Here is a 22793-nt window from a genome sequence, read left to right as displayed (position 1 = left end):
ATTTTCAACTGATGTTGACACCGTCGCGGTGGCCGAATCGTTGGGCGCTAGTTCCCGCCCCGGTTAACCGCGCAAGGGCGCCAGCGAGAGCGGGGGGCGCCATGTCGAATACAAGTATGAAGGCAGAAGCCTCTTCGGCAGCGCCGTTAAGCGGACAAATGATTCGCCCCATACATTGTTTATCTAATAAACAAACAAAGTCCGTGTGTGGTCTAAAGGGGTTCTATGATGTCCGAAGCCGGAAAGGCCTTAGCGACGCCGACTGTTCGAAGCCCCTTTTCGTAAGGTATGATGGGGGTAAAAAAAGGAAGCAGGTGCCGCATGAGAATCCGCCAACTGACCGCTGAAGAATATGACGAAAGAATAGCGCTGTCGGAATTCGCGTTCCAATTCAAGCTGCCGCCGGAGCGATTGGAGGAGGACAGGCGCCACTTCCGGCCGGAGGAGCATTGGGGGGCGTTCGACGAGAACGGGAAGCTGCTCTCGGCGCTCATTCTGCTGCCCCTGCATATCTACGTGCAAGGCCGGGTCCTGCCGATGGGCGGCTTGGCGGGAGTGGCCACTTGGCCGGAGCACCGCAGAGGCGGCAACGTCACGAAGCTGCTCGTCCGGTCGCTCGAGGAGATGCGAGCCCAAGGGCAGAGCGTGAGCATGCTTCATCCGTTTGCTTTTCCCTTCTATCGGAAGTATGGGTGGGAGTTCACCGTCGAGCGCAAGCGCTACGAGATCGAGACGTCGATTCTGCCCCGGCCGGATACGGGCGGGAGGATCGAGCGCGTGGCCAAGGATGCCGAGGAGTTCAAGGAGATCTACGCGAGATTCGCGTCGGGATACGTCGGCATGTTGGCGAGATCGGAAGAGTGGTGGCGGCGGAAGGTCGAGTCCAAGAGCGGAACGGCGGCGCTCTGGAGGGACGCGGGCGGCAATCCTCAAGGCTACATTTTGTACGAGGTGCAAAATCGCCTGTTGTCCGTACACGATTGGGCTTATGCGGGAGAGGAAGCCAGAGCCGGACTGTGGAGCTTCATCGCGAACCACGATTCGATGGCGGACCGGGTCCACGTCACCGTCCCCCCGGACGACGGATTGCCGTTCCTGCTGCCGAATCCGCGCTTCAAGCAAGAGCTCGTTCCTTATTTTATGTCCCGAATCGTCGACGTCGAAGGGCTGATCGCGCAGTATTCGTTCCGGGAAGGCGATAAGGAGGAGGAGCTCGTCTTGCAAGTCGCGGACTCCTACGCGCCATGGAACGACGGACGGTTCCGGATCGTCTTCGGAGCGGACGGCCAGGGGCGCATTGCGGCGAAGACGACTCGCGAGGAGCCGGGCGGCTACGGAGCCGGGGACCGAACGGAGCCCGACGCGGCCTGCGATATTCGCGCGCTGACGGCGATGCTGCTCGGCAACCGGAGACCGGAGTGGCTGCGGCAAGCCGGTCTTCTCCAGGGCTCGGAAGAAGCCGTCGCCCTGCTGGGTCGCCGAATTCCGTCAGCGGTCCCGTATTTGGCGGATTTCTTCTAAAATTCGAACGGAGCGGCCGGGGCGTAAAGATCGGGCAAGGCGGGTAATAAATCGATGGGGGCGGAAGGCGCAGGGAATAAAGGCGCGAGGCCGCTCCCATACTAAAAAGGACGGGCCATTCGCCGCTTTCCGGAATTAGGGCGTATTTTCGACCGAGACTCTTGGCAATTTCAACAGGATTGATTATAATGAGTATAAAGTCAAAGAAAGTCAAAGTCAGAACCGCGCTCCGGAAAGGAGGTTAGGCGGTGCGCAACATCTCGGATCTGATCGAACAATATCTGAAGCAGATTCTCCACAACAGCTCGGAGGGCATCGTCGAGATCCAGCGCAGCGAACTGGCCGAGAAGTTCTCCTGCGTGCCTTCGCAGATCAACTACGTGATCAGCACGCGGTTTACGCTGGAGAAGGGGTACTTCGTGGAGAGCAAGCGGGGAGGCGGCGGGTACATCCGTATTCAGCGCGTCGATCTGCCGTCCCTCGAAGCGGTGCAGCGCCATATTCAGCAGACGGTCGGCGAGCAGATCGACCAGACGACGGCGGAGGGCCTCATTTACCAACTGGAGGAATCGAGGTTCCTGACGCAGCGGGAGGCCTATCTGCTCCGGGCCGCCGTATCCCGGGACGTGCTCCAGCTCAAGCTGCCGCTCCGGGACGAGATCCGCGCGAAGCTGCTGAAGGCGATGCTGGTCGCCCTGCTCGCCAGATAGACGCTCCGCCGGGCAACGAACGAAAGGAGGTGCAGGCCATGCAATGCCAAGAATGCGGGAAGAGGCCGGCTACGCTTCATTTTACGAAGATCGTCAACGGCGAGAAGACGGAGCTGCACATATGCGAATCCTGCGCCCGCGAGCGGGGGGAGCTGATTCCCGGAGCTTCCGGCGGCTTCTCCATCCACAATCTTCTGTCGGGTCTGCTCGACTTCGATCCTTCTTCCGCCGCCGGCGCCAAGCAGCCCGCCCTTCGTTGCGAGATGTGCGGAATGACGTATTCCCAATTCAGCAAGATGGGGCGGTTCGGCTGCAGCCACTGCTACAAGCACTTCGCCGATCGGCTTGACCCGCTTCTGAAGCGGGTACATGGTAATACGGTTCACGTCGGGAAGGTACCGAAGCGGGCCGGAGGCCGGGTGAAGACGAAGCGGGAGATCGAGAAGCTGAAGAAGGAGATGCAGAGCCTGATCGCGCGGGAGGACTTCGAATCGGCCGCCCAATTGCGCGACCGGATACGCGAGCTGGAGAAGGAGATCGGCGCTTAGCCGGCCGATCGCCGCGAGAGTGAAAGGAGGATCGAACGATATGGCCAAACGGGAATTCGCGGAGAAGGCTCTCAGTCCTTGGATGAGCAAGGAAGGCCCGGACAAGGACGTCGTGCTGAGCAGCCGCATTCGCGTCGCCCGCAACCTGCGGAGCTCCCCGTTCCCGCTCCTGTCGACGCCGGCTCAGTCCAAGGACGTCATGGAGCAGCTCCTCTCCGTCGCGGAGAGCGGCCGGCTGAACGGTCTCGGCGAGCTCCCGACGTACCGGCTCGAGGAGCTGACGGAGCTGGAGAAGCTGGTGCTGGTGGAGAAGCATCTGATCAGCCCGGCTCTCGCGGGAGAGTCGAGGAACGGAGCGCTTATTCTCGCCCGGAACGAAGACGTCAGCATCATGATTAACGAAGAGGATCATCTTCGCATTCAATGCCTGTATCCGGGCTTCCAAATTCGCGAGGCGTGGGAATATGCCAGCAAGATCGACGATATCTTCGAGGAGAGCGTCGATTACGCGTTCGACGAGAAATACGGGTACTTGACCAGCTGTCCGACCAACGTCGGCACCGGCATCCGGGCGTCGGTCATGATGCATCTGCCGGCGCTCGTGCTGACGGGGCAAATCAACCGCATCCTGTCCGCGGTCACCCAAGTCGGGCTCGCGGTGCGGGGGCTGTACGGCGAAGGCAGCGAGGCGACGGGCAACCTGTTCCAGGTGTCCAACCAGATTACGCTGGGCCAATCGGAGACGGAGATCATCGACAACCTCTATTCGGTGGCCCGGCAGATCATCGGACACGAGAAGGCGGCCCGGGAGCGTCTCCTGTCGACGGATTCGCGCCCCCGCATCGAAGACCGGATCCGGCGCTCGTACGGAATTCTCTCGTACGCCGGGATCATGGATTCCAAGGAAGCGGCCCAGCGGCTGTCGGACGTTCGCTTGGGCGTCCATCTCGGCCTGCTGCCGGAAGCGAACCCGGAAGTGCTGAACGAGCTTCTCGTCTCCACGCAGCCGGGATTCCTGCAGCAGACGTTCGGAGAAGCGCTCACTCCGGAGCAGCGGGACATGAAGAGAGCCCAAATGATTCGTTCCCGACTGGCAACCGGAGCTTAAATGTTCTATTCTTAATTTAACTGGGGAGGTGTTGTCTCATGATGTTCGGAAGATTCACCGAACGCGCGCAGAAGGTGCTCGCGCTGGCTCAAGAAGAAGCGGTGCGCCTGGGACACAACAATATCGGCACGGAGCATATCTTGCTCGGTTTGATTCGCGAAGGCGAGAGCATCGCCGCCAAAGCCCTGATCGCCCTGGGACTCGGCCTGGAGAAGATCCAGGACGAAGTCGAATCGCTGATCGGCCGCGGCCAGGAACAGCCCACCAATATCGCCTACACCCCGCGCGCCAAGAAGGTCATCGAGCTGTCGATGGACGAAGCGCGCAAGCTCGGACATACTTACGTCGGCACCGAGCATATTCTGCTCGGCCTGATTCGGGAAGGCGAAGGCGTCGCCGCCCGCGTCCTGAACAACCTCGGCATCAGCCTGAACAAGGCGCGCCAACAAGTGCTCCAGCTGCTCGGAAGCAGCGAGAGCGTGTCGCAGAACCACGGCCCGTCGGCCAACGTCAGCACGCCTACGCTTGACGGCTTGGCCCGCGACCTGACCGCCAGCGCCCGCGACAACCACATCGATCCGGTCATCGGCCGGCAGAAGGAGATCGAGCGCGTCATTCAAGTGCTCTCCCGCCGGACGAAGAACAACCCGGTTCTCATCGGGGAGCCCGGCGTCGGCAAGACGGCGATCGCGGAAGGCTTGGCGCAGAAGATCGTCAACAACGAGATTCCGGAGACGCTCCGCGACAAGCGCGTCATGACGCTGGACATGGGCTCGGTCGTCGCCGGGACGAAGTACCGCGGCGAATTCGAAGACCGCCTGAAGAAGATCATGGACGAGATTCGCCAAGCGGGCAACGTCATTCTGTTCATCGACGAGCTGCATACGCTGATCGGAGCGGGCGGCGCGGAAGGCGCGATCGACGCGTCCAACATTCTGAAGCCGGCCCTGGCGCGCGGAGAGCTGCAATGCATCGGCGCGACGACGCTGGACGAATACCGCAAGTACATCGAGAAGGACGCCGCGCTGGAGCGCCGGTTCCAGCCGATCACCGTCGACCAGCCGTCGCCGGAAGAAGCGATCCAGATTCTCCACGGGCTGCGCGATCGCTATGAAGCGCATCACCGGGTGAAGATCACGGACGAATCGATCGAAGCGGCCGTTCGCCTGTCCGACCGCTACATCACGGACCGCTTCCTGCCGGACAAGGCGATCGACCTGATCGACGAAGCCAGCTCCAAGGTCCGTCTCCGTTCCTACACGGTGCCGCCGAATCTGAAGCAGCTGGAATCGCGTCTCGAGGACATCCGCAAGGAGAAGGACGCTTCGGTGCAGAGCCAGGAATTCGAGAAGGCCGCCGCTCTGCGGGACACCGAGCAGAAGATCCGCGAGGAGCTCGAAGCGACCAAGAACCAGTGGAAGGAGAAGCAGGGCCGCACCGACTCCGAGGTCACGCCGGAGGATATCGCCCAGGTCGTCGCGAGCTGGACCGGCATCCCGGTCGTCAAGCTGGCGGAGGAAGAGACCGAGCGCCTGCTGAAGCTGGAAGACATTCTTCACGACCGGGTCATCGGCCAGGAAGAAGCCGTCAAGGCGGTCGCCCGCGCCGTGCGCCGTTCGCGCGCCGGCCTGAAGGATCCGAAGCGTCCGATCGGCTCGTTCATCTTCCTCGGCCCGACAGGCGTCGGCAAGACCGAGCTCGCCCGGGCGCTCGCCGAAGCGATGTTCGGCGACGAGAACGCCGTCATCCGCATCGACATGTCGGAGTACATGGAGAAGCATTCGACTTCGAGACTCGTCGGAGCGCCTCCGGGATACGTCGGCTATGACGAAGGCGGACAGCTCACGGAGAAGGTTCGCCGCAAGCCGTACTCGGTCGTTCTGCTCGACGAGATCGAGAAGGCGCACCCGGAAGTGTTCAACGTGCTGCTGCAAGTGCTCGAAGACGGCCGCCTGACCGATTCGAAGGGCCGCACGGTCGACTTCCGCAACACGCTGATCATCATGACGTCGAACGTCGGGGCGGATCAGATCAAGCGCAACTCGACGCTCGGCTTCACCGCCGCGCAGGACGCGGGACGGGATTACGCCGTCATGAAGGAGAAGGTGCTGGGAGAGCTGAAGAAGTCGTTCCGTCCGGAGTTCCTGAACCGGATCGACGAGATGATCGTGTTCCACCCGCTGGAGCAGGAGCACATCGCCCGCATCGTCTCGCTGATGGCGGACGATCTGCGCAAGCGCCTGCTGGACCACGACGTCCAGTTCGAGCTGACGGAAGCGGCGATGAACTTCCTGGCGAAGGAAGGCTTCGATCCTCAGTACGGGGCCCGTCCGCTGCGCCGCGCGATCCAGAAGCATATCGAGGACCGGCTGTCCGAAGAGATGCTGCTCGGCAAGATTCACAAGGGCGACAAGCTCGTGATCGACGAGCGCGACGGAGAGCTCTTCGTGAAGACCCAGGACGAAGTGGCCGCCAACCCATAACGTTACGATCGGCAAGAGGGCTTGCCCGAAGCGGACCATCCGCGGAGGGGAAGCCCTCTTCGTGTGCGCATGGCGGCTTCTTCACCAATGAGCCGGGGCGGCCATACAGTATAGCAACGTCGGACGGAGGACGTAAGGCGGTATACGCGCGATGGAGGGAGGGATCGTCTTGTACCGGCCTCGCCGCTCTTCCCCCTGGAGACAGCCGATCGTCGTGCTCCTAAGCGGTATCGGCATCGTCCTGTCGCTGCTTGTCCTTAGCAAGATCCTGTTCGTCTTGTTCTACTTGACCGGAGGACTTCTGCTCATCGCCGTCGTGGTATGGCTGATCTGGCGCTGGTGGTGGTGAGCGGACGACGGAGAGGCTTCATCGCGGCAAAAAAAAGAGCGCCGTACGGGAACGTTCCCGCACGGCGTTCTTCGTCAGGGGATGCCGTGCTCCCGGACGAACCGGTCCAAGGCTTCGTCGTCGACCGTCAGTCTCGCGAAGCGGTCCGATGGCGCATCCTCTGCGCCACCTCCGGAGAATAGACGGGCTTCCGGCCGATCAGAACCGAGTCGTGCCAGATGCCGGGCCCGTTCCAGTCGGTCTTCACTTCCACTTCCTCCAGCCCCCCGTACTTGGCCAGAGTCCGGAACCCGTCCGGGTAGATGCGCCAGCAATCGTAAGGGTACTTGTGCTCGGGTCCGGACGAGGGCGCGATAATGTAGCAGAGGCCTCCGGGCTTCATCACTCTGGCGATCTCCGAGATGGTCACCCAGATGTATTCGATATGCTCGAACGATTGTCCCGAGATGACCGCGTCGAAGGTGTCGTCCGGAATCGCCTCCCAGTCGTAAGGCTTCTTCAGCACGACGTCGACGTTGCTGCCCGCTTCCATATCGCAGCCGACGTAATGCCACCCGGGGCGATTGAACAGCGCCTTGTACGTTCCGTTCACGTCCATGCTTCCGACGTCGAGAATGTTCAGCGCCGGCCGTTGCGCTAAATATTTGACCATGAATTGCATCATCGCGAGATAAGAAGAATCATGCATAGCTGCAGCCTCCGTCTATTGATCGTGAGAAGATCAGGGACCGCCAGGGCTCGTATCGCCATAGCTTGGGATAGTGTATTCCGTCTCTCCCGGACGAGAGACGGCGGATGATACATAGGACGGCACAATTCGCGGAACGGGCCGCAGCCGGAGGCCATTCGGCCGGGACATGCATAAACTGGGGACTAGGATCCGCGACCGCGCGGGAACGATTCGAAGGGAGGGGCGGACGATGGGACTGGAGCATCTGAGGTTACAATTCCCCAACCGCAAGGAAGGGGCCAACGTTCAGATCGGAGAGTACTCGTACGGCCAGCCGACGATCCGCCATTGGGGAGAGAACTGCTCGCTGACGATAGGGAAGTTCTGCTCGATCGCCGATCAAGTGATGATTCTGCTGGGCGGGGAGCACCGCACGGATTGGGTGACGACGTATCCGTTCAATTATTTTCTGCCCGAGCACAGGGCCAATCGCGGTCACCCGAAGACCAAGGGCGACGTCGTCATCGGCAACGACGTCTGGATCGGCATGGGAGCGACGATTCTGTCCGGCGTCCGGATCGGAGACGGGGCGGTTATCGGAGCGAGGGCGCTGGTCAGCAAGGACGTTCCGCCTTACGCCATCGCGGCCGGGAACCCGGCGCGCGTCCTGCGCTATCGGTTCGACGACCGGACGATCGCCCGGCTGCTCGAGATCCGCTGGTGGGACTGGCCGCCCGCCTTGCTCGAACCGGCCATCCCGCTGCTGCTGTCCTCGGACGCGGAAGGGCTCATCAACTACGCTCGGCTCGTCGGAAGGTAGGCGGAGGGACGTGAACGTAGGGAAAATCGCTTTTATCACCTGCGTCTCCGATCCGGCCCGTTATCTCCGCTCCCTTCGGACGTGGCGGGCGCTTCAGGTTCCGCCGGGCTGGGAGGTCGAATATATCCCCGTCGCCGACGCGGAGAGCCTGGCATCCGGCTACAACCGGGGGATGGAGGCTACGGACGCCCGATACAAGGTGTACGTCCACCAAGACGTCTCGATCGTATACGCGTCGTTCCTCGAACGGATCGTCGGCTTGTTCGGCCGGTACGACCGGCTCGGCATGCTCGGCGTCGTCGGAGCCAAGGACGTGCCCGCGAGCGGCGTCTGGTGGAACAGTTCCCGCAAGTACGGCATGGTGTTCGGCGACCCGACGGGGACGATGGCCTTGCTCAAATACGGGGACGTCGCCGGGGAATACGAGCGCGTCCGGGCGATCGACGGCCTGCTCATGGCTACGCAATACGATCTGCGTTGGCGGGAAGATCTGTTCGCGGGCTGGCATTATTACGACCTCTCGCAATGCGCGGAATTCGAGAAGGCCGGCTTCGAAGTCGGCGTGCCCCGCCAAGAGACGCCGTGGTGCGTCCATGAATGCGGCATCTCCCCGATGACCGGCTTCGAGGAGAACCGGCGAATATTCGTCGACTATTACCGGGATTGGATCCCTTCGCGCGAGGAGAAATGGTGATGGCATGGAACTATTACAACCCCGTGTTCGCCTATGAGAGCGTCGCTCCGACGCTTAAGCAATGGTCGGCCTGGAGCGGCCATCGCCGCTTCGCCTACGATCTGATCCGGTTCATGAAGCCGCAGACGCTCGTCGAGCTCGGAACGCATTGGGGGCTGTCGTTCTTCAGCTTCTGCCAAGCGGCCGCGGACGGACGAACCGGCACGCGGTGCTACGCCGTCGATTCTTGGGTCGGAGACGACCATGCCGGGCATTATCCGGAGACGGTCTACCAGACCGTCGGCGCGATCGCGAACGCCTTCTATCCGAAGGTGGCGACGCTGATCCGCAATACCTTCGACGGGGCGCTGCCCCTCTTCGCCGACGAGTCGGTCGACGTGCTTCATATCGACGGCTATCACACGTACGAGGCCGTCTACCACGATTATCAGAGCTGGCTGCCAAAGCTCGCGAAGGACGGCGTCGTTCTGTTCCACGACACGGCCGTACGGGCGAACGGATTCGGGGTTTACCGGCTGTGGGAGCAGCTCAAGGTTCATCCGCACCTCGAGTTCGATCACGGATTCGGCCTCGGCGTGGTATTCCCGAAGGGGTGTCCGGAGCCGTTCCTGGAGGTCGTGAAGAACGGGGCGCAGATGAAGCTGTTCTACGAGAGGACCCAGCATCTGTAGAGGCTCGGAGCGGGCGGCGGACGGACGCGGTCCGGCCAGGATTCGACGAATGGAGCGATAAGGATGAACGAGAGGAAGATCTGCTTCATCAGTTGCGTCAACAATCCGATCCAATACAACCGGGCCATTCAATATATGAAAATGATCGAGGTTCCGGACGGCTTCGAGACGGAATTCATCGACATCCGGGACGCCGTCAGCCTCACCTCCGGCTACAACCGGGCGATGCGAATGACGGACGCCAAGTACAAGGTCTACCTGCATCAGGACGTCTATATTCTGAACCGGGCCTTCCTGAAGGAGACGATTCGGCTGTTCGGCGAGCACCCGGAGCTTGGGGCGCTCGGAATGGCCGGCGCGGAGAGGATCCCGGCTAACGGAGTCTGGTACGAAGGCGCCCACCGGTACGGCAAGGTTTACGGCTTGAACGCGAACGGCCTCTTCGTCGTGAACTTCCATGAGGTGCCGGAAGGCGAGTATCGAAGCGCGCTCGTCGTCGACGGCCTGCTCATCATGACGCAGTACGACGTTCCCTGGAGAGAGGATCTGTTCCGGGGATGGCACTTCTACGACGTCTCCCAGAGCCTCGAGCTTCGGAAGGCGGGCTACGACGTCGGCATCCTCGGGCAGACGGCCCCGTGGGTCATTCATGATTGCGTTCTCGACTTCGACGGCTACGAGGAGAACCGGCTGATCTTCATGGAGCACTACAGCGAATGGGTCGAAGGGGGGCCGAAGGCGAATGCCGCCAGCGAGCCGGTAAGCGGGAGCGGGCCGGCCAGTAGACAGGCAAGCGGATCGGCAAGCGGGCCGGGAATCAGGGGCAAGGCCGAGGCCGGGGGCGGGTTCGAGGACGAGACGGAGGGCCAGATGGAGAGCGCGGGGGGGAGCGGGCGGCGGAATGGAGCCGGGGCGGAGGCCGATTCCCGAGCGTCCGCGGTGCCGTTGGCGGCTTCCGGCGTCGACGATCGCAAGATCTGCTTTATCACCTGCGTCAACGATCCCCGTCTATACGACCGCGCCCGGCAGTATATGAAGCTCTTGCAGGTTCCCGAAGGCTTCGAAGTCGAATATGTGCCGATAACGGACGCATCGAGCATGACGTCCGGCTATAACAGGGCGATGAAGATGACGAACGCCAAATACAAAATCTATTTGCACCAAGACGTCTTTATCCTTTATCCGAACTTCCTGCTCGATATTCTGAGACTGTTCGCCAAGCACCCGAAGGTCGGGATGCTCGGGATGATCGGAATCGGTTCCCCGCTGCCGGAGGATGCGGTGTGGGTCAAGGCCCCGAATTCCTACGGCAAGCTGTACGGGCTCAACTACGACAACCCCGGGGAGCTTATGCTGATCCAATTCCGCGACTTCCTGGGCGAATACCAGGAGGCCCGAGTGGTCGACGGCATGCTCATCGCCACCCAGTACGATCTTCCCTGGAGAGAGGATCTGTTCGCCGGCTGGCACTTCTACGATACGTCCCAGAGCATGGAGTTCGTGAAGAAGGGCTACGAAGTCGGCATCGTCAAGCAGCATGTGCCGTGGACGATCCACGCTTGCGACGTTAACGAGATGATCGGGTACGAGGAGGCGCGCCGGATTTTCGTCCGGGAGTACGGAGAGTTGTTGAAAAGAGGGTAGCCGCAAGCCGCCGCGAGGCGGCTGTTTTTGCGCGGCCGGAGCGGACAAGCGGCCCGGACCGGCCGTATAAACATCGAGCCCCCCTCTGCCGCCGCCATCGCTCGAATGAATCGGGGAGTCAACGAACCCGCGCCGCTGCTTCTACGTCTAATAAGGGGACTCAGGAGCGCCGACCGCCCAAGGACTTTGGCGGAGGGGAGGCGGCAGCGCGATAAACCGCGCGCGGAGGTTTTACAGTCGAAGGTTTTACCGCGAAGAACGAACATGGTACACTTTGGGTAACCCGTCTTCAAGGAGAACGTTCATGGCCAAAGTGAAAGTCAAATTCGTCTGCACGGAATGCGGCACGGAATCGCCCAAATGGATGGGGAAGTGCCCGGGCTGCGGCGCCTGGAACTCGATGGTGGAAGAAGCGGAGACGGTCGTCAAGGCTCCCGTCGGGCGCGGCGAGCTCCTCCGCACGAAAGAAAAGGCCAAATCGATCATAGATATAGAGAGCGGTCGCGAACCTCGGGTTCCGACCGGGTTAAGCGAATTGAACCGGGTGCTCGGCGGCGGCCTGGTGCCCGGTTCGCTGCTGCTGGTGGGCGGAGACCCGGGCATCGGCAAATCGACCCTGCTGCTGCAGACGTCGCACGCGCTGACGTCGCAAGGGCTGAAGGTGCTGTACGTGTCGGGGGAGGAATCCGTCCGCCAGACGAAGCTGCGGGCGGACCGGCTCGGAGCGCTGAGCGACAAGCTGTACGTGCTCTGCGAGACGAACCTCGACCTCGTCGAAGAAGCGATCGCGGACGTCCAGCCGGACTTCCTCGTCATCGACTCGATCCAGACGGTGTACCGCCCGGACGTCGCCTCCGCTCCCGGAAGCGTCGCCCAAGTCCGGGAATGCACCGCGCAATTCATGCGAATCGCCAAGGTGAACGGAGTGGCGACCGTGCTGGTCGGCCACGTCACGAAGGAAGGCGCGATCGCGGGCCCTCGCCTGCTCGAGCATATGGTCGACTGCGTGCTGTATTTCGAAGGAGAACGCCATCATTCTTACCGTCTTCTGCGCGCCGTCAAGAACCGCTTCGGCTCCACGAACGAGATCGGCATCTTCGATATGACGGAAGACGGGCTCCGCGAGGTGGCGAACCCGTCGGAGCTGTTCCTCTCGGAGAGGCCGCTCGGCGTGGCGGGCTCGACCGTCGTCGCCAGCATGGAAGGGACGCGGCCGGTGCTGGTCGAGCTGCAGGCGCTCGTCGCCCCGACCCACTTCCCTTCGCCGCGGCGGATGTCCTCGGGCCTGGACCACCAGCGGATCTCGCTGGTCATCGCCGTGCTCGAGAAGAGAATGGGCTTGTTCATGCAGAATCAGGACGCTTACGTCAACGTGGCCGGCGGGGTCAAGCTCGACGAGCCGGCGGCCGACCTCGCCGCGGCGGTCAGCATCGCCTCGAGCTTCCGCGACCTGCCGACGAAGCCGTACGACGTCGTCTTCGGCGAAGTCGGGCTGACCGGGGAAGTGCGCGCGGTCTCCCGCGCGGAGACGAGGGTGAAGGAAGCGCTTAAGCTCGGCTTCAAACGGGTCATCCTGCCGGAAGCGAGCATGAAGGGATGGCAGCCGCCCGCCGGGATCCAGCTGATCCCCGTCAAGACGGTGGCGGACGCGCTGCGGGCAGCGTTGGAATAGGGGGTGCCAAGCGAAGATGAAAGAGAACAAAGAGAAAGAGCAACAGACCCAGCAGACGATGAACCAGCTGCTGCAGATGGTCGCCCCGGGCATGCCGTTCCGTGAAGGACTCGAGAACGTGCTGCGCGCGAAGACGGGCGCCCTGATCGTAGTCGGTTACAGCCCCGAAGTCATGGAAGTCGTCGACGGCGGCTTCTCGATCAATTGCGACTTCAGCCCGAACTACCTGTACGAGCTGGCGAAGATGGACGGAGCCATTATTCTGAGCGAAGATGCCAAACGAATTTTGTACGCGAACACGCAGCTGATCCCGGACCCTTCGATCCCCTCCTCGGAGACGGGCATTCGGCACCGGACGGCGGAGCGGGTGGCCAAGCAGACGGGCAAGCTCGTCGTCTCGATCTCGCAGCGGCGCAACGTCATCACGCTGTACCAAGGCAACCTTCGCTACGCGCTCAAGGAGATGGGCGTGATCCTGACGAAGGCGAATCAGGCGATCCAGACGCTGGAGAAGTACCGGGCCGTCTATTCCCAGGCGCTGACGAACTTGTCGGCGCTCGAATTCGAAGAGCTCGTGACGATGCACGAGGTGGCGTACGTCATCCAGCGGGCCGAGATGGTGCTGCGGATCAAGATGGAGATCAACCGGTACGTGCTCGAGCTGGGCAACGAAGGCCGGCTTATCAGCATGCAGATGGTGGAGCTCGTCGGATCGGCGGAGGAAGAGGCGCGCCTGCTCCTGAAGGACTATGCCCGCGACGCGTCCGACGACAAGATTCGCGAGATCCAGGCGCAGCTGAAGAAGCTGACCTCGGAAGAGCTGCTCGACACGAACCACCTGATTCGGGTGCTCGGATACGGCTCGCTCAATTCGGTGGCCGAAGACGGCTTCCTGCCGAGAGGGTACCGGATGCTCAGCAAGATCCCGCGGCTGCCGAGCGTCATCATTCACAACCTGGTGGAACGGTTCGGAGCCTTCCCCCATATTATGCTCGCTTCGATCGAAGAGCTCGACGAAGTGGACGGAATCGGCGAAGTGAGGGCGCGAACGATCAAGGAAGGCTTGAAGAGAATCCAGGAACAGGTATTCATTGACAGACAGATTTAACGGGACTACAATGATGTAATGGCGTTTGAACGAGATCGCTCGGAGCTGCCGGCTCCGATTCGATCTTTGTTTTTGGAACGGATGGGCATAGTAAAGTCGAGGTGAACAAATGATCACGAAATCGATACCGAGCTTATTTACGGTAGGCAACCTGTTTCTCGGCGTTCTCTCCATCATCTTGGCGTTCAACGATCGGGCAAACGGCGCTGCTCTGTTAGTGATCATCGCTATGCTGCTGGACGGGGTGGACGGACGGGTCGCGCGGGCTCTCAACGCCCAGAGCGAATTCGGCAAGGAGCTGGATTCGTTGTCCGACGTCATCTCCTTCGGCGTCGCACCGGCCTTCATCATGTACCAAGCCGCCTTCACGGACGTCAATCCGGCGCTGGCCTGGATCGTAACCGCCATCTTCCCGATCTGCGGAGCTCTCCGGCTCGCCCGGTTCAACGTGATCGAAGGCATACCCGGCTACTTCATCGGCCTGCCGATTCCCGCGGCCGGCGGCGTACTCGCGACGCTCGCCCTGTTCAACCGCGATCTGAACGTGTACTTGCTGCTGCTCAGCACCCTCGTGCTGTCCTTCCTGATGGTGAGCAGCGTTAAATACCCGAACTTCAAGAAGCTCGGCCTGCCGAGAGCGGCCGTCTGGGCGGTTCCGCTCGTCGTCGCGGCCGCCGTCCTGCTGGCGTTCCAATTCCCGAGGGCGATCCCCAAGTTCATCTTGGCGTTGCTCCTGGTCTACGCGCTCTGGGGGTTAAAAAAAAACGTTGAACGCCTGATGCCCCGGCGGAGAAGAAGGAAGAGGCAGGGCGCGTCCGACGATCGGACCCACACCGAGCATAGCGCATGACCGCAAGCGAGCATTTTCAGCCGTTCAAGCATCTTGAACCGGCAAATCCTCGCAAGCGGGGGAACATGGCATACCGGTCCGACTTCGGACCGGCGAACCATCGCAACCAGCATCCATCGTAGCCTGAAAAACGAGAACCACCGTAACCGCCATAGCCGTCATCCGATACAAGCGTCGAAAACCGAAGAAGCACCGGCACTTCCCCGGCGGGAAGGACCGATGCTTCTTTTTTTCTGCCGAAGACCCGTTTGCATTCAACCTCCGTTATCCATGATAGGGTCTAAATCTTCGAATGGATCCTACCGCGAAGAAACTCCGTGCGTCATGACCGGGCAGGCGAGCCCAATCTAGCCGACATGGCGGGCTTTACCGCAAACAGGCCGGTTCGTTTGTGCGATTTTTCGAATAGCACTGTCGGAAAAAAACAGCAGATCAGGATTTGTATGATTTTTCGTACACAAGTCAAGCAAAGCGCCTTTTCGAAGCAGGATTTGTATGATTTTTCGTACACAAATCAAGCAAAGCGCGTTTTCGAAGCAGGATTTGTATGATTTTTCACCCACTATTCAAGCAGGCGCCTTTTCGAGGCAGAATCGAGTCCAAATCCAAAGTTCACCATGGGACAAGTTCCGTTAGGGAATGGGTCATCCGTCGTATTTATCGTACCGCAACCGCCAAGCTACCCCGGCAGCCTTAACTCGATCCGCAGCGTCCGCGCGTCCGGCCGTTCAACGGCGCCGTCTACCCCCAGGATTCGCGCCGCGGAGAGCAGGGGCACCATCAGCGTTCCTTGAATCAATCGGGGTTCCGCGTCGAGCGCGGCCGCGCCATCGCCAAGCTCCGCGTTCTTCGTCCCCGCCTTCAGGACGACGGAACGCTCGCCGCGCCGAAGCGTCAGCTCCTTGGCGGCCGAATCCCAGGCCGCCGTCGCGCCGATCGCGGCCGCCGCTTCCTTCGCCGGAACGAGCAGCTCGTCCTTCCCGGCGGCTCGCATAGCCGAGAACGCGAGCCTCCTGGACCGATCTCCCTCCCGCAGCTCGACGTCCGCGTTCAGAACGCGGTTGTCGTCCGCGAGGACGAGCGACTGCAGCTGCGTCTCCAGCCGGCGGACGAAATCTTCGGCATTTTCCTCCGTCATCCGGTACTTCGGGTCGTCCCGGCCGATGCTCTCGGCGATCCAGGTGTTCACTTCCTGCTTGTAGTGGGACAAGTCCCGGTACAGGTCCAGATCGTACGTCCACTCCGACTCGGCCTGGAAGTTGTACACCTTCGTATTCGGGAGCTCGCTCAGCCGTTCGAACATCCAGACGCTCATCTCGAGCTGGTTCGCGTAGCGCTTCTCGTTCGTCCGCTTCCAGACGTCCTGCCGCAAGATGCTGTACGGAGGATAGAAGTAGATGAATTCGACGTCCGGGTACCGCTTGGCCAGAGACAGGACGTACGTCTCGAAGTTGGCCTTGATCGCGTCCAGCGGCTCTTCGTTCAGCTTGAAGTAAATCTCGCTCTGCCCCGCGCGGCGATATGCGTCCAGGACCCGGGCCGCGCCGAAGCCGCCGATGGAGTTCCAGTTGTAGAGAGTCTCCAGATCGCGGTTCTCCCCCGACGTGCTCAGGCGAACGATGCTCTTGAACAGCATCTCGTACACCGTGGCGTTGAACCAGTAGCGGTAATCGTTCAGCCAGCTGTCGTCGTACAGGTAATCCGGGAATACCGGAGCCTCCTCGTCCTCTTGCTTCAGCGCGAAGTAGTCGAGCCCCCACAGCACCTTCTTGACCTTCCCGGTCTCCAGCGCCAGCTTGGCGATCTTGTACTGCTCGTCCGCCATCGAGCCTTCCATCGACAGCTTCATCGTCTTGCCCTTCAGAGCCTTGTTCACCACCGACGGCAGGAAGTTCTCCGTCATCGAGGTGCCGATGATGATCGTGTCGTAATCGTAGTTTTTGGCCAGCCCGGGGTTCTGGTACCGCTCCTCGGTCGAGAAGACCGGAGGGAGCAGGGACGCGCGCCGATAAAATTGCAGCGGGTCCAGCAGAACCGTCGTCAGGCAGATGCCGGCGACGAGCAGCGCGGCGAACAGCGCGAACTGAAGCGCCATGCGGCGGGCCGCCCTTTGATGCACGCGGGCGCGAGCCGGGGGTTCGGGGCCGGCTCGTTCCGAGGAGACCGCGGTTCGGACCGATGCTCCCATGCCATATCCCCCTTTCGTAACGGGACGATCCGATTTCTTTATTTTCTAACTATAACGGTTAACGGGGTTAAATGCCATCGCGCGGGTCCGCCCGCAAAAAAAAGAGCCGTCCGTCCGCTTAGCCAGCGTCCGGCAGCTCTTCCGACTCGTATGCGATTGGCCGCGCCGCCTAAGTCATGTTGAACAAGCCCAGCGTCGAGCACTTGTCCGATTCCTTGGCGACGACTTCTTCCATGCTGATTCCGAGCAGATTGCACAGCGCGGACATGTAGAACATGTTCTTCCCGAGCTCGGAGCGGACGATATCCAGGCAATTCTCGCAGAGCTGGCCTTCCATGTGCGACTTCGACTGCTTCATCGCCTGGTCGAGCTCCATCTCCTCGGAGAAACCTTGATGGCGGGCGTTCAGCTCGATGCAGCCGCATTCCGTGATGGCCTTCGATACGGCCCGGTTCACGGACGCGTTCGACTGGCTGTATTTGGTAAGGACATCCAGCAGGCTGCGATGACGGAGCAGAAGTTCCGAGACCTGTTGCTGGAATTCCTGCAGCGTTGGTGCGCTCATTCCGTTCCACCTCGGTTACCGTTAATTTACTTCGCCTTCTCTATTATAGAGCAAGGCCTCCGCCAATTCAAAAGGAGAAATGGCGAACGCGGCCGCCCCGTCCGGATCCGGAGGAAGTTTTGGGCTTCTCCTTCGCCGGGGAGATTAACGAGCAAGAATTTGGAACATACTAGCTAGTAAAAACGTGGGCATCCTCCGGTGCGGGAGAAGCTTGGCGTAGGCGATTCGGAAGGAAGCGAGCCGAAGACTTCGAGTCTTGCGAATCGTTCATTTAACTTTAAGGAGTGATACTTATGATGATGAAGCGCATCATTCAAGCGGCGGGCCTGCTGCTTGGGATGCTTGTGGGGCAAGGCTTCTCTTCTTGGAAAATGTCCGGGGGAGCCTCTTGGATCGATCCGGTTCTCGGCATTCGGACGGCGGCGGGGGCCGGCGGGTCGGGCGGTTATATGGCGGCGGTGATCGGGGCGATGCTGGGATTGCTCGTCGCGACTGCGCTCGCGGGACCGATCGCTTCGCTGCTTCACCGGAGCGTCGAGCGGGCCGCCGAACAGCCGGCTTCCGCGCTCGCTTCCGGCCTGGTCGGAGGCGGGGCGGGGCTGGCGGTAGCCGCCTTCCTCTATCCGTACTTGTCCGACATTCCCCGAGTCGGCAGCCTGGGGGCGGCGCTGTTCGCGCTCGCGCTCGGCTACGTGGGATTGCGGGTCGGCCTCCGCAAGCAGGACGAGCTGGCCGCGTGGACGGCGTCCCGGCGGCCGGCCGAGGCCGTCAAGGAAGAGGGCCCTCGCTACGAGGAGCACAAGATTCTCGATACGAGCGTCATTATCGACGGGCGGATCGCGGACATCTGCAAGACCGGGTTCATCGAAGGCACGCTCGTCATCCCCGAATTCGTGCTGGAGGAGCTGCAGCACATCGCCGATTCGTCGGATCTGCTGAAGCGCAACCGCGGGCGCCGGGGCCTCGACATCCTGAACAAGATCCAGAAGGAGCTCGACGTGAAGGTGCTCATCTACGAGGACGCGAACGACGAGGCGGGAGAGGTCGACAGCAAGCTGGTGAAGCTGGCGAAGGCGATGCGGGGCAAGGTCGTGACGAACGACTTCAACCTGAACAAGGTGTGCGAGCTGCAGGGCGTGTCGGTGCTGAACATCAACGACTTGGCCAACGCGGTCAAGCCCGTCGTGCTGCCCGGCGAGGAGATCGTCGTGCAGGTCATCAAGGACGGCAAGGAGCACGGCCAGGGCGTCGCTTACCTGGACGACGGCACGATGATCGTCGTCGAGGGAGGCCGGGACTTCATCGGCTCGACGATGGAGGTGCTGGTCACGAGCGTCCTGCAGACGTCGGCGGGCCGGATGATCTTCGCGAAGCCGAAGCTATTGGAAAAAGCGCTCTGACAAGGTATGATTATAAGAATACGGGCGGGACGCGCTCTTGGTGTCCCGCTTTTTTCTGCGCATTGGCGGCCTTCCGGAGAGGCGGGGCCGCCGGACGGGCGCTTGATTCGTTGATAGATGGAGAGGGGCGCGGGGAATGAATTGGGGAGCCGTCGTCGTCGCCGCCGGCCGCGGAACGCGGATGGGCGCGGCCGACAACAAGCCGTACTTGCCGCTGGCCGGCAGGCCGATCCTCGCCCATACGCTCGAAGCGTTCGAGCGGTGCGAGGCGGTCGAGACGATCGTCGTCGTGGTCGCTCCCGGCGAGGAGGAGCGGGCGCGCGGCGTCGTCCGCGGCCTTATGGCCGGCGGGCGCAAGGTGCGGGCGATCGTGCCCGGCGGCGCCGAGCGCCAGGACAGCGTGTGCGCGGGACTCGACGCGCTGGACACGGAAGGCGTGCTCGTGCACGACGCCGCCCGGCCGCTCGTGACGCCCGCGCAGATCGAAGCCTGCTGCCGGGAGGCGGAGCGGCACGGAGCGTCCGCGCTGGCCGTGCCGGTGAAGGACACGATCAAGGTCGAGGGCGAGCGCGGGTTCATGACGGCGACGCCGGACCGCAGCACGCTGTGGGCGGTGCAGACGCCGCAGGCGTTCGCCCGGGCGGAGCTGATCGAGGCGCACCGGCGGGCGAAGGCCGAAGGCGCGGCCGCCACGGACGATACGATGCTGATGGAGCGGCTCGGCCGCAAGGTGGCCATCGTGAAGGGCGATTATCGGAATCTCAAAATCACGACGCCGGAGGACTTGCCGGTCGCGGAGCTGTTCCTGTCGCGGCGTCTTACGGAGGAAGCGGACTGATATGATCAGAGTGGGACAAGGATTCGACGTACATCAGCTGACGGAAGGGCGCGACTGCATCATCGGCGGCGTCCGCATTCCGTATGAGAAGGGACTGCTCGGCCATTCCGACGCCGACGTTCTGCTGCACGCGATCAGCGACGCCGTGCTCGGCGCGCTGGCGCTCGGCGACATCGGGAAGCACTTCCCCGACACGGACCCGGCCTTCAAGGACGCGGACAGCGTCAAGCTGCTGGAGCGCGTGTGGGAGCTCGCGAAGGAGCGCGGCTACAAGCTCGGCAACGCCGACGCGACGATCATCGCGCAGGCGCCGAAGATGGCGCCGCACATCCCGGCGATGGTCGAGGTGATCGCGAAGGCGCTGGAAGCCGAGGCGTCGCAGGTGAACGTCAAGGCGACGACGTCCGAGCGGCTCGGCTTCACCGGCCGCGGGGAAGGGATCGCCGCGCAGGCGGTCGTCTGCCTCGTTCGCGACGCGCAATAAATGCGCTTTATGCGCTATAATCGAAGTTGTTAGGGCAAGATGGGGATAACGCAAGTTCACGGGAGGAAGCCGCGCCATGACTACTAAAGTACGCGTCCGCTATGCGCCCAGCCCGACGGGGCACCTGCATATCGGCAACGCTCGAACCGCTATTTTCAACTATTTGTTCGCCCGCCATCACGGGGGAGACTTCATCATCCGCATCGAAGACACGGACGTGAAGCGCAACGTCGCCGGGGGCGAAGAGAACCAGCTGACGTACCTCAAGTGGCTGGGCGTCGATTGGGACGAGAGCGTCGACCGAGAAGGCGACTACGGTCCGTACCGCCAGACGGAGCGCCTCGACATTTACCGCAAGTATTGGTCCGAATTGCTGGACCAAGGCCTCGCTTACCGCTGCTACTGCACCGAGGAAGAGCTGGAGCGGGAGCGCGAGGAGCAGACGGCCCGCGGCGAGACGCCGCGCTATTCCGGCAAGTGCCGCCATCTGACGGCGGAGGACCGCGCCCGGCTGGAAGCGGAAGGCCGCGTGCCGAGCGTCCGCTTCGCGGTGCCGCAGGGCAAGACGTACGCGTTCGACGATCTGGTGAAGGGAACGATCTCGTTCCAATCCGACGACTTCGGCGACTTCGTCATCGTCAAGAAGGACGGCATTCCGACCTACAACTACGCGGTGGCGCTCGACGACCACCTGATGGCGATCACCCACGTGCTGCGCGGGGAAGACCATATCACGAACACGCCGCGCCAATTGATGGTATACGAAGCGCACGGCTGGGAGCCGCCCGTCTTCGGCCATATGACGCTGATCGTGAACGAGAACCGCAAGAAGCTGTCCAAGCGCGACGAGTCGATCGTGCAGTTCATCGAGCAGTACGACGCTCTCGGCTACTTGCCGGAAGCGCTGCTCAACTTCATCACCCTGCTCGGCTGGTCGCCGGAAGGGGAAGAGGAGATCTTCTCGCGCGAGCGGCTGATCGAGATCTTCGACGCGGACCGCTTGTCCAAGAGCCCGGCCGTGTTCGACACGGCGAAGCTGAACTGGCTGAACCAGCACTACTTGAAGGCGGCTCCGGCGGAGCGCGTCGTCGGGCTGTGCCTGCCGCATCTGAAGGCGGCCGGACGGCTGCCGCAGGAGCCGAGCGAAGCCGAGACGGCTTGGGCGGCGGCGCTCGTAGCGCTGTACCGCGACCATCTGCGCTACGGGGCGGAGATCGTGCCGCTGTCCGACCTGTTCTTCAAGGACGAAGTCGAGCTTGAAGAGGAAGGCCGCGCCGTGCTCGCCGAGGAGAGCGTGCCGACGGTGCTGGCGGCGTTCGCCCGCCAGGTCGAGGCGATGGGCGAGGAAGGCTTCACGGTCGACGCGATCAAGGCCGCGATCAAGGCGGTGCAGACCGAGACCGGCGCCAAGGGCAAGGGGCTGTTCATGCCGATCCGCGTGGCGCTGACCGGCCAGACGCACGGCCCGGACCTGAACGGCAGCATCTGGCTGCTCGGAAGGGCCAAGGTGCTCGCGCGGCTGAAGGCGGCCTCCGAAGGCAAGCTGGCGTAAGCCGAAGCAGGTTGGCGTAAGCCGAAGGCGGGTTGACGTAAGCCGAAGCAGGTTGGTATAAGCCGAAGGCGGGTTGACGTAAGTCGAAGGCAAGCTGGCGTAAGCCGGTTGGCGAAGCGGACGGCCCCGGCGGGGCGAGCGAAGACGCGAACTCCGGGGCGAGGGAAACCGCGAACTTCGGGGCGAGGGAAACCGCGAACGCCGGGGCGAGGGAATCCGCGCGGATGCCTTGTCACTTGGGGGCGCATGGGATATACTTGCGTTAACGAGAATCATAACGATAATCAGCGACGAACAGGAGAGTAGGTTCCGCGCGCGGATGACCAGAGAGGACGGCCCCGGCTGGAAGCCGTCTCATCCGCTCGGAATCGAAGTGCGCCTGGGAGCCGTGCCGCCGAGCGTTCGTACCGGCGCCGCGCCGCCCGCCGATGGTCTCGCGTCCGAGCGACGCGGGGCGATGGGCCGGGGCCGCCGCAGCCGATTCGACGGGTAAGCGGCGCCGGGTAGCGCCCGTTACGAGCCGACGAGATGAGCCCGCTCATCCCGCGCGGAATCCGCCTGCTTGCGCGGATCGGCGCGAGGGTCGAGGGGCTCAAGCAGAGTGGGACCGCGTGGAACGACGCCTCTGCAGCGATATGCTGCGGAGGCGTTTTTTGGCATTATGACGAAGGCGAGCCTGGAGAGGCGGATAGGCGGGGTTTTTAAGCGGGGGCCGCAATCGAGGGGATGTTCTAAGGATTAGAACAACACGCCCGAAAACGGCCGGAAATCCGGGAGATGTTCTAAGAATTAGAACAACACGCCCGAAAATGGCCGGAAATTCCAGAGATGTTCTAAGAATTAGAACAACACGCCCGAAAATGGCCGGAAATTCCGGAGGTGTTCTAAGAATTAGAGCAACACGCCCGAAAACGGCCG

Annotated in this window: 21 protein-coding genes; 18 read left to right on the top strand and 3 right to left on the bottom strand. The window is 62.1% G+C overall.

Going from position 1 to position 22793, the window contains the following annotated elements:
- The first annotated feature begins 321 nt into the window (after positions 1-321).
- The 6 genes from H7B90_RS07680 (at position 322) to H7B90_RS07655 (ending at position 6719) form a co-directional block, all read left to right on the top strand.
- Complete coding sequence (locus H7B90_RS07680; RefSeq protein WP_185135271.1) at positions 322-1521, top strand: GNAT family N-acetyltransferase; 1200 nt, start codon at positions 322-324, stop codon at positions 1519-1521.
- A 248-nt stretch (positions 1522-1769) separates the two neighbouring features.
- Positions 1770-2231: a CtsR family transcriptional regulator gene (locus H7B90_RS07675; protein WP_185135270.1), complete on the top strand. Its 462-nt coding sequence runs from the start codon at positions 1770-1772 to the stop codon at positions 2229-2231.
- Positions 2232-2269: 38 nt separating this feature from the next.
- Positions 2270-2779 carry a protein-arginine kinase activator protein McsA gene (mcsA, locus tag H7B90_RS07670; RefSeq protein WP_185135269.1) on the top strand — a complete coding sequence of 170 codons (510 nt, stop codon included), beginning with the start codon at positions 2270-2272 and terminating at the stop codon, positions 2777-2779.
- A 40-nt stretch (positions 2780-2819) separates the two neighbouring features.
- Positions 2820-3887 carry a protein arginine kinase gene (mcsB, locus tag H7B90_RS07665; RefSeq protein ID WP_185135268.1) on the top strand — a complete coding sequence of 356 codons (1068 nt, stop codon included), beginning with the start codon at positions 2820-2822 and terminating at the stop codon, positions 3885-3887.
- A gap of 38 nt (positions 3888-3925) precedes the next feature.
- Positions 3926-6370, top strand: coding sequence for an ATP-dependent protease ATP-binding subunit ClpC (gene clpC / locus H7B90_RS07660; RefSeq protein ID WP_185135267.1), 2445 nt, complete (start codon positions 3926-3928; stop codon positions 6368-6370).
- A gap of 169 nt (positions 6371-6539) precedes the next feature.
- Positions 6540-6719: a hypothetical protein gene (locus H7B90_RS07655; protein ID WP_185135266.1), complete on the top strand. Its 180-nt coding sequence runs from the start codon at positions 6540-6542 to the stop codon at positions 6717-6719.
- Between the two features lie 127 nt (positions 6720-6846).
- Here the strand turns inward: H7B90_RS07655 and H7B90_RS07650 are convergent, their stop codons facing one another.
- Positions 6847-7407, bottom strand: a complete 561-nt coding sequence (locus H7B90_RS07650) for a class I SAM-dependent methyltransferase (RefSeq protein WP_185135265.1) — start codon at positions 7405-7407, stop codon at positions 6847-6849.
- Positions 7408-7639: 232 nt separating this feature from the next.
- On the opposite strand from H7B90_RS07650, the gene H7B90_RS07645 reads away from it, so the two are divergent.
- The 7 genes from H7B90_RS07645 (at position 7640) to pssA (ending at position 14848) form a co-directional block, all read left to right on the top strand.
- Positions 7640-8209 carry a CatB-related O-acetyltransferase gene (locus H7B90_RS07645; RefSeq protein ID WP_246578794.1) on the top strand — a complete coding sequence of 190 codons (570 nt, stop codon included), beginning with the start codon at positions 7640-7642 and terminating at the stop codon, positions 8207-8209.
- A 10-nt stretch (positions 8210-8219) separates the two neighbouring features.
- On the top strand, positions 8220-8903 hold the full coding sequence (locus H7B90_RS07640) for a glycosyltransferase family protein (RefSeq protein ID WP_185135263.1): 684 nt from the start codon (positions 8220-8222) through the stop codon (positions 8901-8903).
- Positions 8903-9574, top strand: a complete 672-nt coding sequence (locus H7B90_RS07635; protein WP_185135262.1) for a class I SAM-dependent methyltransferase — start codon at positions 8903-8905, stop codon at positions 9572-9574. Before H7B90_RS07640 ends, H7B90_RS07635 begins: the two co-directional genes overlap by 1 nt.
- A 63-nt stretch (positions 9575-9637) precedes the next feature.
- On the top strand, positions 9638-11218 hold the full coding sequence (locus tag H7B90_RS32525) for a glycosyltransferase family protein (protein WP_221481956.1): 1581 nt from the start codon (positions 9638-9640) through the stop codon (positions 11216-11218).
- A gap of 304 nt (positions 11219-11522) precedes the next feature.
- Positions 11523-12890: a DNA repair protein RadA gene (radA, locus tag H7B90_RS07625; RefSeq protein ID WP_185135261.1), complete on the top strand. Its 1368-nt coding sequence runs from the start codon at positions 11523-11525 to the stop codon at positions 12888-12890.
- A 16-nt stretch (positions 12891-12906) separates the two neighbouring features.
- Positions 12907-13998, top strand: coding sequence for a DNA integrity scanning diadenylate cyclase DisA (gene disA / locus H7B90_RS07620; RefSeq protein ID WP_185135260.1), 1092 nt, complete (start codon positions 12907-12909; stop codon positions 13996-13998).
- A 109-nt stretch (positions 13999-14107) separates the two neighbouring features.
- Positions 14108-14848, top strand: a complete 741-nt coding sequence (gene pssA, locus H7B90_RS07615) for a CDP-diacylglycerol--serine O-phosphatidyltransferase (RefSeq protein ID WP_185135259.1) — start codon at positions 14108-14110, stop codon at positions 14846-14848.
- 679 nt (positions 14849-15527) lie between these two features.
- Here the strand turns inward: pssA and H7B90_RS07610 are convergent.
- Both H7B90_RS07610 and H7B90_RS07605 read right to left on the bottom strand, forming a co-directional pair.
- A complete protein-coding gene (locus H7B90_RS07610) occupies positions 15528-17036 on the bottom strand; it encodes a stalk domain-containing protein (protein ID WP_185135258.1) in 1509 nt (502 codons plus the stop codon).
- 169 nt (positions 17037-17205) lie between these two features.
- Positions 17206-17601, bottom strand: a complete 396-nt coding sequence (locus H7B90_RS07605; RefSeq protein WP_185135257.1) for a nucleoside triphosphate pyrophosphohydrolase family protein — start codon at positions 17599-17601, stop codon at positions 17206-17208.
- Positions 17602-17894: 293 nt separating this feature from the next.
- Here H7B90_RS07605 and H7B90_RS07600 point away from each other — a divergent pair, with 293 nt between their 5' ends.
- The 5 genes from H7B90_RS07600 (at position 17895) to H7B90_RS07580 (ending at position 22368) form a co-directional block, all read left to right on the top strand.
- The gene (locus tag H7B90_RS07600; RefSeq protein WP_446483094.1) at positions 17895-19001 is read left to right on the top strand and encodes a PIN/TRAM domain-containing protein; all 1107 of its coding nucleotides are present in this window, start codon (positions 17895-17897) and stop codon (positions 18999-19001) included.
- Positions 19002-19137: 136 nt separating this feature from the next.
- On the top strand, positions 19138-19839 hold the full coding sequence (gene ispD, locus H7B90_RS07595) for a 2-C-methyl-D-erythritol 4-phosphate cytidylyltransferase (protein ID WP_185135256.1): 702 nt from the start codon (positions 19138-19140) through the stop codon (positions 19837-19839).
- 1 nt (position 19840) lies between these two features.
- Positions 19841-20323 (top strand): 2-C-methyl-D-erythritol 2,4-cyclodiphosphate synthase, encoded by a 483-nt coding sequence (ispF, locus tag H7B90_RS07590; RefSeq protein WP_185135255.1) that lies wholly within the window; start codon positions 19841-19843, stop codon positions 20321-20323.
- A gap of 76 nt (positions 20324-20399) precedes the next feature.
- Positions 20400-21875, top strand: coding sequence for a glutamate--tRNA ligase (gene gltX / locus H7B90_RS07585; RefSeq protein WP_185135254.1), 1476 nt, complete (start codon positions 20400-20402; stop codon positions 21873-21875).
- A gap of 319 nt (positions 21876-22194) precedes the next feature.
- Positions 22195-22368 (top strand): hypothetical protein, encoded by a 174-nt coding sequence (locus H7B90_RS07580; RefSeq protein WP_185135253.1) that lies wholly within the window; start codon positions 22195-22197, stop codon positions 22366-22368.
- Positions 22369-22793: the final 425 nt, after the last annotated feature.

Origin of the sequence: Cohnella xylanilytica, assembly GCF_014212175.1 — a bacterium.
Lineage (GTDB): Bacteria > Bacillota > Bacilli > Paenibacillales > Paenibacillaceae > Cohnella > Cohnella xylanilytica.
This window is presented reverse-complemented; position numbering and strand designations above follow the sequence as displayed.

Coding starts and splice junctions, on each gene's coding strand:
- mcsA (WP_185135269.1), top strand. CDS start 2,270: ATGCAATGCCAAGAATGCGGGAAGAGGCCGGCTACGCTTCATTTTACG.
- H7B90_RS07635 (WP_185135262.1), top strand. CDS start 8,903: ATGGCATGGAACTATTACAACCCCGTGTTCGCCTATGAGAGCGTCGCT.
- radA (WP_185135261.1), top strand. CDS start 11,523: ATGGCCAAAGTGAAAGTCAAATTCGTCTGCACGGAATGCGGCACGGAA.
- H7B90_RS07600 (WP_446483094.1), top strand. CDS start 17,895: ATGATGATGAAGCGCATCATTCAAGCGGCGGGCCTGCTGCTTGGGATG.
- H7B90_RS32525 (WP_221481956.1), top strand. CDS start 9,638: ATGAACGAGAGGAAGATCTGCTTCATCAGTTGCGTCAACAATCCGATC.
- ispF (WP_185135255.1), top strand. CDS start 19,841: ATGATCAGAGTGGGACAAGGATTCGACGTACATCAGCTGACGGAAGGG.
- gltX (WP_185135254.1), top strand. CDS start 20,400: ATGACTACTAAAGTACGCGTCCGCTATGCGCCCAGCCCGACGGGGCAC.
- H7B90_RS07680 (WP_185135271.1), top strand. CDS start 322: ATGAGAATCCGCCAACTGACCGCTGAAGAATATGACGAAAGAATAGCG.
- clpC (WP_185135267.1), top strand. CDS start 3,926: ATGATGTTCGGAAGATTCACCGAACGCGCGCAGAAGGTGCTCGCGCTG.
- ispD (WP_185135256.1), top strand. CDS start 19,138: ATGAATTGGGGAGCCGTCGTCGTCGCCGCCGGCCGCGGAACGCGGATG.
- disA (WP_185135260.1), top strand. CDS start 12,907: ATGAAAGAGAACAAAGAGAAAGAGCAACAGACCCAGCAGACGATGAAC.
- H7B90_RS07580 (WP_185135253.1), top strand. CDS start 22,195: ATGACCAGAGAGGACGGCCCCGGCTGGAAGCCGTCTCATCCGCTCGGA.
- H7B90_RS07645 (WP_246578794.1), top strand. CDS start 7,640: ATGGGACTGGAGCATCTGAGGTTACAATTCCCCAACCGCAAGGAAGGG.
- pssA (WP_185135259.1), top strand. CDS start 14,108: ATGATCACGAAATCGATACCGAGCTTATTTACGGTAGGCAACCTGTTT.
- H7B90_RS07610 (WP_185135258.1), bottom strand. CDS start 17,036: ATGGGAGCATCGGTCCGAACCGCGGTCTCCTCGGAACGAGCCGGCCCC.
- H7B90_RS07650 (WP_185135265.1), bottom strand. CDS start 7,407: ATGCATGATTCTTCTTATCTCGCGATGATGCAATTCATGGTCAAATAT.
- H7B90_RS07605 (WP_185135257.1), bottom strand. CDS start 17,601: ATGAGCGCACCAACGCTGCAGGAATTCCAGCAACAGGTCTCGGAACTT.
- mcsB (WP_185135268.1), top strand. CDS start 2,820: ATGGCCAAACGGGAATTCGCGGAGAAGGCTCTCAGTCCTTGGATGAGC.